This window comes from Bradyrhizobium murdochi, assembly GCF_000472965.1.
Classification (GTDB): Bacteria; Pseudomonadota; Alphaproteobacteria; order Rhizobiales; family Xanthobacteraceae; genus Bradyrhizobium; species Bradyrhizobium murdochi.
In genome coordinates this window covers 143,237-159,868 of sequence record NZ_AXAU01000017.1, presented here as the reverse complement: position 1 = coordinate 159,868, position 16,632 = coordinate 143,237, and the positions used below count along the sequence as shown (strand labels likewise).

The 16,632-nt window shown below is 58.4% G+C and carries 8 protein-coding genes; 5 read left to right on the top strand and 3 right to left on the bottom strand.

The genetic code is table 11. The features are described 5' to 3' along the window. Positions 1-213 precede the first annotated feature (213 nt). The 3 genes from YUO_RS41890 to YUO_RS0127405 all read left to right on the top strand — a co-directional run bounded on the left by YUO_RS41890 (position 214) and on the right by YUO_RS0127405 (position 5,949). Entirely contained in the window at positions 214-2,619 is a 2,406-nt protein-coding gene (locus tag YUO_RS41890; protein WP_430649563.1) for an Ig-like domain-containing protein, read from the top strand. Between the two features lie 316 nt (positions 2,620-2,935). Then, a complete protein-coding gene (locus YUO_RS41885) occupies positions 2,936-4,651 on the top strand; it encodes a type I secretion system permease/ATPase (RefSeq protein ID WP_035727770.1) in 1,716 nt (571 codons plus the stop codon). Continuing rightward, complete coding sequence (locus tag YUO_RS0127405; RefSeq protein WP_028350143.1) at positions 4,636-5,949, top strand: HlyD family type I secretion periplasmic adaptor subunit; 1,314 nt, start codon at positions 4,636-4,638, stop codon at positions 5,947-5,949. The genes YUO_RS41885 and YUO_RS0127405 overlap by 16 nt, the downstream gene beginning before the upstream one ends. On the opposite strand, the gene YUO_RS41880 is transcribed toward YUO_RS0127405, so the two are convergent. Continuing rightward, entirely contained in the window at positions 5,903-6,661 is a 759-nt protein-coding gene (locus YUO_RS41880; RefSeq protein ID WP_283806429.1) for a metallophosphoesterase family protein, read from the bottom strand. The genes YUO_RS0127405 and YUO_RS41880 overlap by 47 nt on opposite strands. Before the next feature lie 538 nt (positions 6,662-7,199). Here YUO_RS41880 and YUO_RS0127395 point away from each other — a divergent pair. After that, a complete protein-coding gene (locus tag YUO_RS0127395) occupies positions 7,200-7,463 on the top strand; it encodes a hypothetical protein (protein WP_156908791.1) in 264 nt (87 codons plus the stop codon). Positions 7,464-7,668: 205 nt separating this feature from the next. Beyond that, a complete protein-coding gene (locus tag YUO_RS0127390; protein ID WP_035727752.1) occupies positions 7,669-8,256 on the top strand; it encodes an acyltransferase in 588 nt (195 codons plus the stop codon). Between the two features lie 134 nt (positions 8,257-8,390). On the opposite strand, the gene YUO_RS41875 is transcribed toward YUO_RS0127390, so the two are convergent. Both YUO_RS41875 and YUO_RS41870 read right to left on the bottom strand, forming a co-directional pair. Continuing rightward, positions 8,391-14,090, bottom strand: a complete 5,700-nt coding sequence (locus tag YUO_RS41875) for a DUF4082 domain-containing protein (RefSeq protein ID WP_083754735.1) — start codon at positions 14,088-14,090, stop codon at positions 8,391-8,393. A gap of 875 nt (positions 14,091-14,965) precedes the next feature. Next, positions 14,966-16,216 (bottom strand): GTP-binding protein, encoded by a 1,251-nt coding sequence (locus tag YUO_RS41870; protein ID WP_051379673.1) that lies wholly within the window; start codon positions 16,214-16,216, stop codon positions 14,966-14,968. Positions 16,217-16,632 lie beyond the last annotated feature (416 nt).

Below are 16,632 nucleotides of genomic sequence, written 5' to 3'. Positions count from 1 at the left end.
ATTGCCGCGGATGCAAACGATATCTCGGTATCCCTCAAGGACGTGTATTTTGTCGGACCGTTTGGCTACGACGACATTCTCTTTCAGGAAGTCAATGCGGACATAAACATTACTCAGTGGGAAAATGTCCGCTCCGCAACGATCGTAAATGGTGAACTCGTTCCAGGTCCACTTATCCCACCGCCTTTCCCAGTGGAAGGCGGCGGCGGCGGGATGACAACGATCGACCACTTTTCGAACGACAGCGGCGCATCCGGTGATGGCATCACCAACGACAACACGCTGACTGTGAGCGGCAGCGCGGCCGCGAACAGCACCGTGAAGGTGTTCGACGGTGCGACCCAGATCGGGACCGCCACGGCCAACAGCAGTGGCGCCTGGACCTACACGACCGCTGCGCTGACGGACGGCAACCATAGCCTCAAGGCCACGGCCACCACAACGTCGGGCACCAGTTCGACGTCATCGGTGCTTGCCGTGAAAATTGACACCGCGGCGCCTACGGCCCCGACGATGGCGACGCCAACCAACAACGCCAACGGCGGCCTGAACCTGACCGGTACGGCGGAAGCGAACAGCGTCGTGAAGGTGTTCGACGGCACGACCCAGATCGGGACCGCGACGGCCAACAGCAGTGGCGCGTGGAACTATACCACCGGTGCCCTTGCGGCCGGTTCGCACAGCCTCACCGCAAAGGCGACGGATGCGGCAGGCAACACCGGCGCGGCGTCTGCCGTGGTCACGGCCAGCACCGGCACCTCGGCACCCCCGGCTACACCGGCGACGCCGACCATCGCGTCGTTCTCGAACGACACCGGGAAGGCCGGCGATGGCATCACCAGCGACAATACCCTCCAGCTCAAGGGTACCGCGGCCGCCAACAGCACCATCAAGATTTACGATGGCTCGACCCAGATCGGCACGACAACCGCCAGTTCGACCGGGAGTTGGGACTACATCACCTCGGTCCTGACCAACGCCAAGCATGTGCTGACCGCGACCGCGACCAATTCGAGCGGCCAGACCAGCGCCGCGTCCGGCGCGGTGACCGTGACGGTGGATACGGTGGCGCCGACTGCCCCGGTCCTGAGCAGCAACGCCATCGTCAATACCAATCAGGTCAAGCTGTCCGGGACCGCGGAGGCCAACAGCACGGTCACGGTCTACGACGGGACCACGGCGGTCGGAACGGGGACAACAAACTCGACCGGGGCCTGGAGCGTTACGACAAATGCCTTGTCGACTGGCACGCACACGCTGACGGCCAAGGCTGCCGACGTGGCAGGCAATGTGAGCGATACGTCGCAGTCGATCAGCAGCGTGATCAGTGGGACGTCGCCAACGCCGACACCAAGTACGTCGATCGAGTCGGCTGGTGCGACGAGCCTCGTTGAGAGCGGCAATAAATACTACCTCAACAGCAGCAGCGGTGGGACCGGTCCTGCACTGAAATTCGGCGGCGCGCCGGTGACCGAGGGCATGTGGGCGGGCTGGGCGCCGATCGGCGCCGAGCAGACCGCAACGGGCTACAATGTAGTATGGAAAAACGGCACCGGTCAGTACAATGCTTGGAGCACTGACAGTAGCGGCAATTATATCACCAATACTCTCAGCTTCGTGTCAGGGACCAACACAGCGCTAAGATTGCTCGAGACCTCGTTCCAGCAGGACCTCAACGGCGACGGCACAATCGGCGCGCCCACCGTGGTGATCGAGTCGGCCGGCTCNACCAGCCTGACCCAGATCGGCAGCAATTATTTCCTCAACCATGCCGGTCCTGGTCCGGTCTTGAAATTTGGTGGCGCGCCGGTGACCGAGGGCATGTGGGCGGGCTGGGCGCCGATCGGCGCCGAGCAGACCGCAACGGGCTACAATGTGGTATGGAAAAACGCCGGTACCGGTCAGTACAATACTTGGAGCACTGACAGCAGCGGCAACTATATCACCAATACTCTCAGCTTCGTGTCGGGGACCAACACCGCGCTAAGATCGCTCGAAACCTCTTTCCATCAGGACCTCAATGGGGATGGTTCGATTACTGGTTCAAGTGGGAATGCGCCGATTTCGTCAGTCGCCTTGACCACCATGTACAAGAACTGGAGTGACATCGTCACCATCAAGGGCGTCGCCGATCCCAATAGTCAGATCAAGCTGTACGACGGCAACACGTCGATTGGAAAAGTTACTGCGGCGGCCGATGGTACTTGGTCCTTCCAGACATCGTCGGCCGTGTCCGACACGTTACACACCTATACTGCCAAGCAGATCGATAGCAGTGGCCAGATCGTTGGGACTTCGGGCAGCGCTATTCTCGGCTCGACAGGCAGCAATACGCTGAAGAGCACCTCAGGTAATGACATCCTGGTTGGCGGCGGTCAGGCCGACACTTTCGTGTTTGCCGTAAATTTCGGCCGCGACGTCATTAAGGATTTCGCGGCCAGTGGAAGCCCGCAGGACACGATCCAGTTCAGCAAGACGGTGTTCGACAGTTTTGCGAGCGTGCTCTCGCACGCGAGCCAAGTTGGTCAGGATATCGTCATTTCCAGTGGAAGCGATACGCTCACACTGAAGAATACCAAGCTGAGTGCGCTGAGTAGTCAGGACTTCCACTTCGCCTGAGCAAGGTTTGTAAAAGGGAGTTAGTATAAATCTGCCTTGGGGATATCACCTCAATAAGGGCATGGTTCAAGGGGCAAGTACCATGACTGATTTCGCACGGCGGGCGGAAATCTCCCCGCCCCAGAAGTTAGACGAGATAGACGTATCGAATTGGGCGGTATTTGTCGCCGCCTTGGGGATTCTGGTGGAACGTGCGCGCTCGCGCTTGCGCATTTCAGAGTTGATTGGATCGGCAGAGCGTCTGGTCGAAGCAATTCGACAGCGCATATTCCCGCGGTGGCGCTCGACGCGTGACTACGATGAACCGCGATCTGAGATGAAGACCTTCTTGGGGTCTTGCCGGCGGATTTTTTGGGGCCTGGCAATGTTCAGTGGCCTGAGCAATCTTTTGATGCTCACGGGCTCATTCTTCATGCTCCAGGTCTATGATCGGGTGCTACCCGGACGGAGCATACCGACATTGGTCGCGCTCTTGTTCCTTGCCACAGTGCTCTACGTCTTTCAGGGTGGGCTGGATCTGGTCCGAAATCGAATAAGCGCGCGCATTGGCCGCTACTTCGACGAAACGCTTGGGGCGCGAGTCTTCGATTCGATGGTTCGTCTTCCGCTGAAGACCCGGGGCGACGGCGACGGCATGCAACCCCTTCGAGATCTTGATCAGGTCCGAAGCTTTCTTTCGGGAGGCGGACCAACTGCGCTGTTTGACCTGCCCTGGATGCCCATTTATCTCGGCATCTGCTTCCTTTTTCATTTCTGGATCGGCGTGACCGCCCTGATGGGTGGGCTGTTGCTGGTCTCCATAACAGTATTGACTGAAACGCGAACGCGCGGCCCGGCAAAGGCATCTGCGCAGTTGGCAGTTTCACGCAGTGCGCTTGCTGCGGAGGGGCGACGAAACGCCGAAGTTCTGCAGGCCATGGGCATGAGGCGGCAGGCTGCGCAGCGTTGGCAGGCCACGAATACCAAATACCTTGCCGCACACGAGAGAACGAGCGATGTGGCGAGCGGGCTCGGTGGGCTGTCCAAGGTGTTTCGTTCATTTCTCCAGTCGCTTGTCCTTGCCGTTGGCGCGGTCCTTGTCATCAATCAGGAATCTACGGCCGGCATCATCATTGCTGGATCGATCCTGACGGCGAGGGCACTTGCCCCGGTAGAGACGGCGATCGCCAACTGGAAAGGATTCGTCGCCGCGCGTCAGTCCGGACAACGGCTGGATCAGCTGCTTGAACTTCTGCCAAAGGAGAAGGAGCCGCTCGCGCTGCCGGCGCCGACCGAAACGTTCGTGGTGGAGCAGCTTTATGTCGCGGCGCCGGATTCAGACAAGCTGATCCTTAATGATGTTTCTTTCCAGCTGCGAAAGGGCGAGGCCGTCGGAATCATCGGGCCGAGCGGTGCCGGCAAGTCGACGTTGGCCCGTGCGCTTGTTGGTGTCTGGCCACGGCTTCGTGGCAGGATCAAGCTCGACAACGCTGCGCTGGATCAGTGGTCCTCGGAAGCATTGGGTAAACATATCGGCTATCTGCCGCAGGATATCGAACTGTTCGAGGGCAGCATCGCCGTTAATATTGCGCGATTCGATCTAAAAGCCACCCCGGACGCCGTCCTGGAAGCGGCACGGATTGCAGGCGTGCATGATCTCATCCTTTCATTCCCGGAGGGCTATAGTACCCAGGTTGGTGAGGGCGGAATGTCCTTGTCCGCCGGCCAGCGACAACGGATCGGGCTTGCGCGTGCCTTCTACGGCAACCCCTTCCTGGTGGTGCTTGATGAGCCGACCTCAAATCTCGATGCAGAGGGGGAGGCAGCGCTGACCGAGGCAATCGTCAACGTGCGGAACCGCGGGGGCATTGTCGTAGTCGTTGCCCATCGTCCAAAAGCGCTTGAAGCCGTCGATCACGTATTGGTAGTGGGCGATGGAAGAGCGCAGTCGTTTGGTCCGAAAGAGGAGGTTCTCAGGACCGTGCTGCGGACACCCGTCCCGCTCAAGGTGGTGGCGGATAGCCAGGGAGGCGGCAGATGGACAGTGCGGTGACTCCGGCGCTGCACTCGATTCAGCGGTACATGGTCGTCGGGATCATCATGACGGCGTTCGTGACATTTGGAATCGGCGGCTGGGCGGCAACTTCGCAGTTATCCGGCGCCGTGATCGGACAAGGCGTCGTCGTCGTCGATTCGAGCGTGAAGAAAGTTCAGCACGGCACCGGCGGTATTGTCGGCGAGCTGCGGGTGCGGGACGGAGACAAGGTTAGTGCGGGTGACATACTAATTCGTCTCGATGAAACACAGACACTGGCTAACGCGACGATCGTCACCAAGAGCCTCGACGAACTGCTCGCTCGCCAGGCTCGCCTCGAAGCGGAACGGGACAGCGTCGACCAGATTGCATTCCCAAAGGCGCTGCTGGAAAGGATGAAAGACAGCCGTTCCGAAGCCGGGCGGGCCATCGCTGCCGAACGGGCGTTGTTTGACCTTCGCAGCCAGGCCCGGAACGGGCAGAAGTCGCAGCTCAAGGAGCGGCGGGCGCAGCTACAGGACGAAATCAAGGGCTATACAGGACAAGCCGAGGCCAAGCAGAAGGAAGTCAATTTCATCCTTGGGGAACTGGAGGGAGTTCGCGGCCTCTGGCAGAAGAATCTCGTGCCGATCGCTCGGCTCAACGCGCTGGAGCGCGACAGCGCTCGTCTGGAGGGCGAGCGTAGTCAACTGGCCGGGATGATCGCGCAGGCAAAGGGCAAAATCGCCGAGGTCGAACTTCAGATCATTCAAATCGATCAGGATTTGCGAACCGAGGTTGGCAAGGATTTGATCGAAACCCGCTCAAAGCTGTCCGAACTTGCTGAACGCAAGATCGCTGCCGTGGACCAGCTCAATCGCATTGACATTCGAGCACCCCAGTCCGGCCGAGTTCACCAGCTTGCGGTCCATACTGTCGGAGGCGTGATCGCCCCGGGCGAGCAGATCATGCTCATCGTGCCGGATGCCGACGCCCTCGCAGTTGAGGTTAAGATTGCTCCCCGAGAAATTGATCAGGTCTATGTTGGTCAATCGGCAACGCTTCGGTTTGCGGCCTTCAATCAGAAGACAACCCCCGAGATAGATGGGGAAGTCGCCGTGGTCTCAGCAGACCTCACACAGGAACAGCGGACCGGCGCGAGCTATTACACGGCTCGGGTTCTGCTCAAGCCCGAGGAACTGGCAAAGCTCGGATCGGCCAAGGTGGTGCCGGGCATGCCCGTCGAGGTTTTTATCAAGACGCCGTCGAGAACCGCGCTGTCCTATCTGCTCAAGCCCTTGCAGGATCAGGCGCAGCACGCGTTGAAGGAACGCTGAACGTTCCGTCCAACTGAATCTCGTCACTCGCCAACTGGGTAACGGCAGCGTTCTCGATGACGACGCAGGTAAGCCGTCCTGTTGCGTAGGCTCCCGTGTCAATATTGATCCGGTTCGGCCGCAGATCGGGCTCGCTCACCGGTGTATGGCCGTGCACCACAAATCGTTCGAACGGCCCTTCCCAGGTGAGAAAATCATCGCGGATCCAGAGCAGATCATCCTCCGTCTGCTCGTGGATCGGAACGCAAGGACGCACGCCGGCATGGACAAAAAGAAAATCGCCGCAGCTAAACAATAATTCGAGTGAGTTCAGAAAATCGAGGTGCTCTTTCGGAAGAATATCCGCGAACTCGATCGCCAGCCTGATCTGCTCGTGGCGATCAGGATTGATGCTCGGTTTAAGACCATAAGACAGCAGGGTTTCGAGGCCGCCGTACTGTCGCCATTCATCCAAGCTTCGTGGATCGCCAAGGAAACGCGGCAGGAAAATCTCGTGGTTCCCGCGCAGAAAGATTGCTTCGCGAGTCCGCTGCCATTGCAGTAGCAAATCGAGCACATTTCGGGAGTCTGGTCCTCTGTCGATGTAGTCACCGAGAAAGAGGGTAATTGGGCGGGGGACCGGACGTTGCTTGCAATCGGCATCGATGGCGGCCAGCAGGCTCTCCAGAAGATCGGAGCGGCCGTGTATGTCGCCCACTGCATATATTCGGATACCCTCGGGGAGTGCCGCACGCGTTCGGCTACCCTGGCCAACCGCGTTGGTCGAGACGTCAGCCTTCGATACGGATTGCGCGCGTCGTGAACCCCAAGCTCGACTCGCCGGCGCCGAGACGTGGGCGGCAGCAAGGCGGTCAATGTAAGAGCGCCACAACGCCCATCTGCGAATACGCGTCGATTCGGAGCTACGGGGCAGAGGCGGTCTTGACCTTCCGTCTAGGAGACCGGCCACCACGTCCTTTTGTTGTCGTGCCGTTTGCTCGCACTCGAGTTCGCTGCCCGAATCAGGCGTCATGTGATCGCTTTGGTCGTTTGCAAAATAGCGCCCACTAAGCACATCCATTCGCCTATGATGAAACGTCATCGCTGCGATTGAAACGAGTAGAACCACTTCCAAGCCAATAATGACAAGGAGCTCTTCGAACATAAATAGGCAAGCTTTTAATTTAAATCATGGTATAATATATTTAACTGTAACTTGCCTAGAAGTCGCTTGCAATATAATATCTTGATTAACTTGGAAGGTGTTTAACGTGGTTCGCTGGTTGTTCGACCAGGTCACTTGGGATGGGCAAGCCCTCCGGGTGCCCGCAAAAACAGAGTCCGGCCAGGTAGTGTGCAAGGTGCCGCGTAACACGATCCATATGCTGCGTCTGTATTCCGACGCGATTGGTCGCGAGATACATGTTGACCGGCAAAGGATCGCCGAGAAGCTCGCCCCGTTTTTGGCTGCGAAGCTGTTGCAATCCACGAACGTCGAAGCCGTAGAGCTATTTCCTTGGGAAGTCCGAGATTGAAGAGTATCCCCGAGAAGGCTGCCGCGCGTTCGGAAAAACTTTGACCGGTTTAAGAACACGCAAGAAGACGGATTCCTCTGATAGGTCACCAGGGCCATGACGCCGAGCGCAACCACCGCCAACTTCGCCATTCCCATGACATGTCAGAACGCGTAATTTCAGGTCGAGATCCCATTCATGCGTAGGCGGAGAGCGCAGAAGCCCAATGGACTCAAAGTTTGATCATCGAATCACCGAAGAACAGGCTGACGAATGGTTGGCACTCTGTCGGCGCTTTTTTCAACTTCTTGCAGCTCGCAAGAAGCGACAGTTCAATAGAAGAGTGTCGATCGGGGATTTGCTTTCCGACCGCCATGACAACGCTGCTTCTTATGGGTTCGGAGAGGGCACGACAATGTATGATAATGTGCTCGTTCGGAGCGACGTCATCGTCGGTCGAAATACTTGGATCGGCCCGGGCTGCATTCTGGACGGAACGGGTGGGGGCCTTGAGATCGGCGATTGGTGCTCCATTTCCGCTGGTGTTCAGATCTACACACACAACACCGTGAATCGCTCGACCTCGCTTGGAGCGAAGCCGATCGACTACGCGCCGACAAAAATCGGTCACGGGGTCTACATCGGCCCAAATGCCGTCATTCAGATGGGGGTCACGGTAGGAGACAGGGCGGTGATCGGCGCAAACTCGCTGGTCAATCGGGATATCCCACCAGGAGCCAAGGCGTTCGGCTCTCCCGCACGACTTTACAGCAGTGAAACATCTCAGCCGAAACCCGAGCGGCCCGACGAGTGAACAAACTCCTCAATGTTTGGCAACAATCCGTCGATCTGACTGCTGTTGCGCAGCGAGACGTCCATCGGAGCAGGGCGATCGAGGACTAAAGTCCAAGTCGCCGAGGCTCCGGTGAAGCAAGCAAATTCTCCTTGTCAGGCCACAAGTTGCGGACGGAACAGAACGTCGACGCCATAACTCGTGGAGTTGTAGCTATTCGTCGGGAAAAGGGCGCCTGATCCATAAGCGTACACGCCGTTCCCTCCACTTGTGGCAGACGATGGTGCGGTCAGCGGTCCGTTGCTAACTGCCGAGTTAAACAGGCCGGGATCGGCGGCGTAGTTTCCTGACGTGTGATAGGACGCAACATACGTCGTTCCTGCAGTGATTGTCACCGGTGTGGCGAAGTTCACCTGCTGCCAGCCGCTCGCGGTCTCGTTCGTGAAGGTGGCGCTGGCGAGCAGGGTACCGGTGCTGGTCCAGAGATGCGCGACATGGGTGCCGGTGTTCGACGCGCCCTTGTAGAAGCGCAGCCCTGTGATGTCGCCGGCGCTGGACGACTGGAATTTGAGCCCGAGCTCGACTGAGTTCGGGTCATTAACTGATACCAAGCTCGGTGTCGGATTGGAGCTGAACAAGCTTACGATGCTCGCAGATGCCGCGTTGACGGTCAAAGAGGCCGTTGCGTTGGCCGTCCCGCCGCGGCCGTCAGAGGTGGCATATGTGAACGACGCCGGGCCTGTATAGCCGGCGTTGGGTGTGAAGGTGACGGTGTTGGTCTGGGCATTGAAGCTCGCGGTGCCGTTGGAGTTGGCTCCTGTGCTTACGCCCGTGATTGTCAGGTTATCGCCGTCCGGATCGGTGTCGTTGGCGAGCAGCGCCGACGCCGCGATCGTGATCGTGGAGTCTTGAGTGACGCTGAAGCCGGAGTCGTTCGCCGCGATCGGTGCCTGGTTGGCACCGCTGCTCGCGGGGCTGAACAGCACGTCCACCCAGTAGTTGGTGGCACCGAAGGTGCTCGTCGGGAACAGGTTTCCCGTGCCATAGGTGTAGACGCCATTGTTGGCAGCGGGTGCCGTGAGCGGGCCATTGACGCGCGCGGTGGTGAAGTAGTTGCCGGTCGACGTGTAGTGGCCGTTGCTGTGGAAGCTTGCCACATAGGTCGTGCCGGCGGTGATCGAAACGGGATTGCTGAAGGTGACCGTCTGCCAACCACTGCTGGTTTCGTTTGTGAACGTGGCGGTCGCCAGCAGCGTGCCGGTGCTGCTCCACAATGAACCTGCATGGGTGCCAGTGTCGCCGGCGCCCTTGTAGTATTTGATGCCGTTGATGGTGCCGGCTGCAGAGGACGTGAACCGCACCCCGAGATTGACCTGGGCCGCGTCGGGATCCGAGAGAGCCGCCGGCGTGTCCGAACTTGAGAACAAGCTCACCGATGGCGTGGTCACTGTCAAATTGGCTGTTGCAGTCGCGGTGCCGCCGCGCCCATCGGAGATGCCATAGCTGAAGGATGCGGCGCCGGTGTAGCCGGTGGTCGGCGTGAAGGTGACCACATTGGTCTGGGCGTTGAAGCTGACGGTGCCGTTGACGGCGCCGCTCACACCCGTGATGGTCAGCGGATCGCCATTCGGATCTGTATCGTTGGCAAGCAGAGCTGATGCGGCAATGGTCAGAGCTGTATTCTGCGTGGTGCTGTAGCCGCTGTCATTGTTGGCAACCGGCGGCTGGTTAGTTGCGGTATTCACTGTCAGACTGACCGTTGCAGTGGCCGTGCCGCCCTGTCCGTCGGCGATGGCGTAGCTGAAGGACGCGGGTCCGGTATAGCCAGTGGTCGGGGTGAAGGTAACTGTATTGGTCTGGCTGTTGAAGCTGACCGTGCCGTTGACGGCGCCCGTTGCGCCTGTGATCGTCAGTGTACCGCCGTCCGGATCGGTGTCGTTGGCGAGCAGCGCAGCCGCCGCGATCGCCAGCGCGGTGTTCTGCGTGGTGGTGTAGCCGCTGTCGTTGTTGGCAACCGGCGGCTGGTTGCTGCCGCCGCCGCTCGGCGAAAACACGACATCCACCCAATAATTTGCGGCGCCATAGGTATTGGTCGGGAAGATGCCGGTCGTGCTGGTGCCGCCATATGAATACACCCCGTTGCCGCCGGCGATCGTCGTGGTGGAGGGTGCAGTCAAGGGGCCGTTCGTGACAGCCGTTGTGAAGTAATTGTTGGTCGCCACATAGGCGCCGGTCGTGTGGTAGGAAGCAATGTAGGTGGTGTTGGCGGCGATAGAAACCGCGGACGGCAGGTTCACCGTCTGCCAGCCGCTGGCTGCCGTATTGGTAAACGTCGCGCTGCCTAGAAGAGTGCCTGTTGCAGTCCAGAGATTAACGAGGTCGCTGCCGGTGTCGCTAGCGCTGCGGTAGAATTTGAGAGCCGTAATCTGACCGGCCACGGAGGAGGTGAACTTCACCCCGACCTCAAGCTGTTGCCCGTCATTAAGGCTGGTCTGTGCGGGTGTATTTGACGCACTGAACAGGCTAACCGGAGCCGCACCGGGCGGCGCCACGGCGAAGCTGACAGTGGCCGAAGCTGTGCCGCCGCGCCCGTCGGAGATCGTGTAGGTGAAGCTTGCCGGACCGGTGTAGCCGGCATTGGGCGTGAACGTGATAGTGTTGTTCTGCGGATTGGGTTGGGTGTTGAGGGCGACCGTACCGTTCGTCGCTCCGCTCACCGCGGTGACGACCAGTGAATCACCATCGGGATCGCTGTCGTTCCCTATCAGGGTCGATGCCGCGATCGTCATGGCCAAATCGCGTGTCGCGGTCGGCCCGGCGTCATTCGCGGCTACCGGTGCGCTATTGGCGGTGGACGGATTGAACATGACGTCAACCCAGTAATTCTCCCCCGAAAACGTGTTTGTCGGGAACGCGCGGTTACTGCTGTAGGTGTAGACGCCATTGCCATTGGCGAAAGCGGTCAGTGGACCGCTTGTCACATTGCTCGTGAAATAGTCAGGGCTGACGGAGTAATGGCCCACATTCGTGTGGTAGGAAGCGACGTAAGTGGTGTTCGGCGTCAGTGTGACCGGATTGGAGAAGGTCACGCTCTGCCAGCCGGATGCGGTTTCGTTTGTGAAGGTAGCGGTTGCCAGCAAGGTACCTGTACTGGTCCAAAGTTCGCCTGTGTGGGTGCCCGTATCCTGGCTGCTCTTATAGAAGCGGATCCCGCTTACAGTACCGGCCACCGAGGTTTGAAACTTCACGCCTAGCTCGACCGCGCTTGCATCCGTGACGTTGACGATAGCAGGCGTTGCCGAGCCCGAGAAAAGCGTAATGTAAGATGGAGCAGAGACGACTACGGTGCGACCTGCTGAAGGCGTTTCCAGATTGATGGAATCGTCGACCGCGCGGCTCTTAATCGTGTAGGTCCCGGCAACCTGCGGCGACCAGGTATAGGTCCAGTTCTCGTCACCGATTGCATTGTACCAAGTCAATCCGCCATCTGTTGACACTTCCACGGCCCCAATCACGCCGCCGCCGAGGTCCGATGCCGTGCCGGAAATCGTGACCGTACTTTGCGCGGTGAAGCTTGCGATCGGATTGATAGTGGAGGTTGGAGCGGTGGCATCGGTTGAGGCGGTCGTGGGGACCAGCCCCGACTGAAGCGTTCCCGGCTGGATGCCCATGTCGGCCAGAAGGTTGACCATCGCCTGTTGGACGCGAGGATCGCTGGGAGTTGGTTGCAGGTCGTGATTGTCGCTCAGGCCCCACGACCAGTAGACCGTTCCGGCGCCGAAGACCAATGCGCCGCTCGGCGCGCGATAGAGGGTTAAATTATGTGTCGAGACGCCAGGTCCGACTGTATTGCCGTAGTCGAGTAGATAGGTACTGACTGGAAGCGTTGTCGAGGAGAGCCGGACTAGGCCGGCCGGATCGAACCCGTTGTCGGGTGCTTCATCCCACTCATAGCCGAGATAGTTCTTCGTCAGCGTCGCTGTCTGCCCTGGCTGAAGATTGGCAACGCTGGTATTGCGCCAGAAGCGCAGGTTGGCGTCGTCGTAGGGAATCGTGATTGCCTGCAGAGCATCGGGTTGGTTGACGCCGACGTCATCGACCTGGAACATCTGGCCGATCAAGGCATTCTCCGGAATACCACCGCCGACAGCCGGCGGGCTGAGGCGCGGATCACGGAAGGTTCCGGTCCACTCATTGCTTGGATCGATTGACGCTGACGGTGACCACGTCTCCTTGTAGGAGATCAAAGTGCGGTAGGCGGTGGCGTCGTTGCTTATGCTGTTGCCCCAGCGCGTGCGCCAATACATCTCGTTGCCGCTCCAGAATGCCAGATTCACGCCGGCATCGCGGGCCGCCTGGACATTGGCGCGTTGTTGTCCCGACCAGTATTCGTCGTGACCAACGTCGAGATACATTTTGTGGTTAAGAAGCAAGCTGCCGTAACGGTCAGCATCGACGCCCGCCATGTAAGAGACATCGTAACCGTTCTGCTCCAGCCAGTAGATCGCCGAGTACTCGGCCCCGAACAGATAGTCTTGCGGCCCGGCGGCCTGACCAATTCCGCCACGGGTGGCAATCGGACGGTTGTAACTCACCGCGTACGCGCGTCCTGCGCCTTGACCCGTTGCCGGACCGTTGCCGCCATAGAAATTTGCTCCGCCCCAGCCGTTATAGGCCTGCCACGTCGTGTCCGAGGTTTGGAAGATGATGTCGCTGGTGCTGCTGTCATCCCTCACGATAAATGGGATATGATTTGCGCCTTCGACTCCGTCCTGGCGCACGAGCTTCGCAATGTAGACGCCGGACACTGCATCCGCCGGGACATCCCAGGATGCGGAAACAGACCAATTGCCGGCATCGACTAGGCCGGTGGTCGCGTCACGCAGCGGCGCAGGCTGATTTTGTACGCCCGTGTGCTGGATCGTGGTGACCAATCGAGCCCCCATGCCGCCATAGTAGCCGAGGCGATAGATCTCGATCCGGTAGTTTGATGAGTTCGTATTGATCTTGAAGTCAATTCTGTTGCCATTATCGACGCTGATGTCGGTAGCAAAACCTTCGATATTCGAACTCCCAGCGCCGTCGATATCCCACACACTTTGCGGGGTTCCCTGCTTCTGATTCTCAAGAACGATCGGGTTTGTGGATGTTGCGGCGGCGGCCGCGAGATTGGGCGATGCCGTCGGAGTCGGACTGGAAACCTTTGCAGTTGTAACCGAACCCGACAGAACACCGAGTTCGCCGTTCCCAGTTTCGGGATTAGTCTGGCTGCCTCCTACCAATGTCCAATCTTTGATTGGAGCAACATTCTGTAAAGACATCTCCGCGCTGACTGAGGCTCCCATGATCCCGGCTTTGCCGGTCAACAGGAAATCCGCTCCGCCTGACACTCGGCTATCATTCACTTGGCCGCTCAGATGCACATGTGCCGCATTGGCCGCCAGCTGGTCGAGCACCCGCGTTGGAGCAAGGAAGTAGCCGCAGCCACAAATGGCGGCAACCGCCGGAGGGGGCGAAGATGACCCAATGATTGTTGGCGCCAAGGCCACGGAAGGGGCGCTGCCTAGGAGCACAACGGGATCTGGCATCGCTGGCTCGGCTGTCGCAGCGGCTGTTGCCCGCACTTGCGCTGTCAACCCTGCGAAGCGTGCCTCGGCAAGTTGAGTGAAAGTCGAGGCGGCGGTACCTAAGCCGGTCCTGCCCAGACCTTCCCACCCTTTCCGCGCCGCGAGTAGCAACTCGCTCTCAGTGTCCAAATCGGATGCGCGAGCGTTTCCTCGCAGGAGAGTGCGTGGCCAGGTCTGCAAACCGAGAGCAATACGGCCCGAACCGAAATATTCGTAGAAGGACCTCATGATATCCTCGCCCGAGAGAGGGGAATACGTATGACAGGTTGCAGCCTTGACGACTGAATAGATGCCGAAGCAACAGCTTTAATGGATGGGCCACTCTTGGATCGCTGGACAGCGAGGGTGCGCTCTACAGTGATCCTGAACGAGCACGCATGCTGGGTCGGCGAGCAACAGTGCTTGATCTGCCGCTCGGCCGCGATCGCGCTGCTATCCGCAATGGTTGCTAAGACCATGGCTCTGCCGGCAATGTTTAATTTCCATCCTCAATTAAACCGCAAGTATTAATGCGATTAATATATTTAATATCAAATCTCCCCCGTGTCGAGTAACAAGTTTCGGCTATTAACCGGATCTCGATCCAGGTCGCCCCAAGCGGTAAATGGTTTTGATTTTCAAGTAGTTAATTCCAGAACAACTCTCGTTCTTAATGGTCATTCTGATAGTTTTGAGATGGAATAGATCAACCAGAGGTTTGCAATGGCTTCCAATCAGACCGCTGCCGCGGCGCGTACGTTCCGACAACGCTCCCGGAGAGGACGCGATACAATGGCCTGTTAAGGATGCGCACCCTGCTCTCGGCCCCCACCAAGAGCGGCTCGCCAAGCTGGAACTAGCGTTGTCACATCGGTTCGCTGTTGGGCGATGACAATCGCATGCAGTGCATCGCTTGCGAGGGCCGAGAGGCTCGTAAAGGTGGCGCTTGTTGTTGGACGGGCGAGAATCGTGAATCGCTTGGTGATCCAAGCGCCTTCTCAAGACCTAGGCGATTAGACGGTGACGATAAAGATTGCAGCCGTCGCCATTGTGGTGGAGATGCCAGTTGGGCAGGCCATCCTCGCCGCTGGGCGTCTCGGACGCCGGCAAGCATTGAGCTCCAGCTAACGAAGGGACACGCCGATATTATTGGTGTGATTAGGATAATGCCACGGTGGAAATGGGTCGCTCAGATTACGCCAGCTCTGCGGATCGAACCCGTTTTCCGAATGGAGAAGGCAGGCATCCAGCAAGGCTCGGATTTGCGCTTCGTCCATGTCTGAACCGATGAACACGAGTTCCTGACGGCGGTCACCCCAAGCGCCATCCCATCGGCTGTTGAGTTGTTCTTGAAATTGAGGGTTGCTTGGCCAGCTCGGCTTCGGGATTGTCGCCCACCAATAGCCCATGGGCTCGCACCGACGCTGCATACCGGCAACGGAGAGAAGACCCACCCAATCCGGACGTGTGGCAAGCCAGAAATGTCCCTTGGCGCGTATCACACCCGGCCAGGGCTTGTTGAGAAACGACAACAGCTTAACGGGATCGAAGGGACGTCTTTCCCTGTAAACGAAGCTGGATATGCCATACTCCTCGGTCTCCGGCACATGAGAATCGGGGCTGTATAGCTCTTTATACCAGAGCGGGTGAGTCGCAGCCTTCGCTTCGTTGAAAAGGCCGGTGTCAAGAATCGCCTTGAGAGGAATTTCTCCGAAGTCAGTCTCGAATTGGCACGCCTGGGGATTTAGTGCGGCGATTACCTTGCGAATTTCCGCACGCGTTGCCTCAGTCGCTTCTGACACTTTGTTGATTACCACCACATCAGCAAACTCGATCTGCTCAACCAAAAGATCGACGAGCGTCCGCTGGTCGTACGTATCGCGCAACTCGCCGCGGTCGCGCAGCAGATCGCGACTGCTGTAGTTGGCGAGCAGGCTCAAGGCATCCACGACGGTGACCATCGTGTCGAGTCTCGCAACATCGGAAAGGGAGACGCCGGCCTCGTTGCGAAACGAGAACGTTGCCGCAATGGGAAGAGGTTCAGCAATCCCGGTTCCTTCGATCAGAAGATAATCGAATCGCCGTTGTTCAGCCAATCGCCTGACTTCCAATAGGAGATCGTCGCGTAACGTGCAGCATATGCAACCATTACTGAGCTCAACGAGCGACTCGGTCGTGTGTGAAAGGTTGGCACCACCGTTGCGGACCAGATTCGCGTCGATGTTCAACTGACTCATGTCATTGACGATAACCGCAACGCGTAGGCCTTCGCGATTCATCAGTACGCGATTAAGCAACGTTGTCTTCCCTGCGCCCAAAAATCCGCTGAGCACCGTCACTGGCAGCCTATCTATCTCGCTCGATCTCCCCTTCATAAGTATTCCTAGCCTATGACCTTCGGACGGAACAGAACCTCGCGCGGGATGCAGTTCAAATACGTTCGCAGCTCGCTCCGCGATTAAATGTCGGCATTCATTTAATATGCCCCCTGGATCGTGTAAAGTTTAATCGCTTCCAACAAATTAAATTACAAGCCGACGTCCGGTACCCTGCTGTGAGGCCATTTTGGTCAGCGGAGTGTTTCGCCCAAAGCAGCCAATGGCTTTATTTAACAAATCGCGAGCAGGCCAGAGGCGGAACGCTTATGGCTGATCTGCCTAGGCTGCGACGCGCGTTGCCGCTATGCATGTTTCGATGCATATGAGCGCAGCGAGCAGAGCGCAACGGCAGAAAGGCGAGGGTTGCCTCCGTCCTCTCCAACTCTTGCCAACATTACGAGTCAGCAGAGCGG

Excerpts from the sequence above, each read along its gene's own strand:
- YUO_RS41885 (WP_035727770.1), top strand. The coding sequence starts at position 2,936 with ATGAAGACCTTCTTGGGGTCTTGCCGGCGGATTTTTTGGGGCCTGGCA.
- YUO_RS0127405 (WP_028350143.1), top strand. The coding sequence starts at position 4,636 with ATGGACAGTGCGGTGACTCCGGCGCTGCACTCGATTCAGCGGTACATG.
- YUO_RS0127390 (WP_035727752.1), top strand. The coding sequence starts at position 7,669 with ATGGACTCAAAGTTTGATCATCGAATCACCGAAGAACAGGCTGACGAA.
- YUO_RS41875 (WP_083754735.1), bottom strand. The coding sequence starts at position 14,090 with ATGAGGTCCTTCTACGAATATTTCGGTTCGGGCCGTATTGCTCTCGGT.
- YUO_RS41870 (WP_051379673.1), bottom strand. The coding sequence starts at position 16,216 with ATGAAGGGGAGATCGAGCGAGATAGATAGGCTGCCAGTGACGGTGCTC.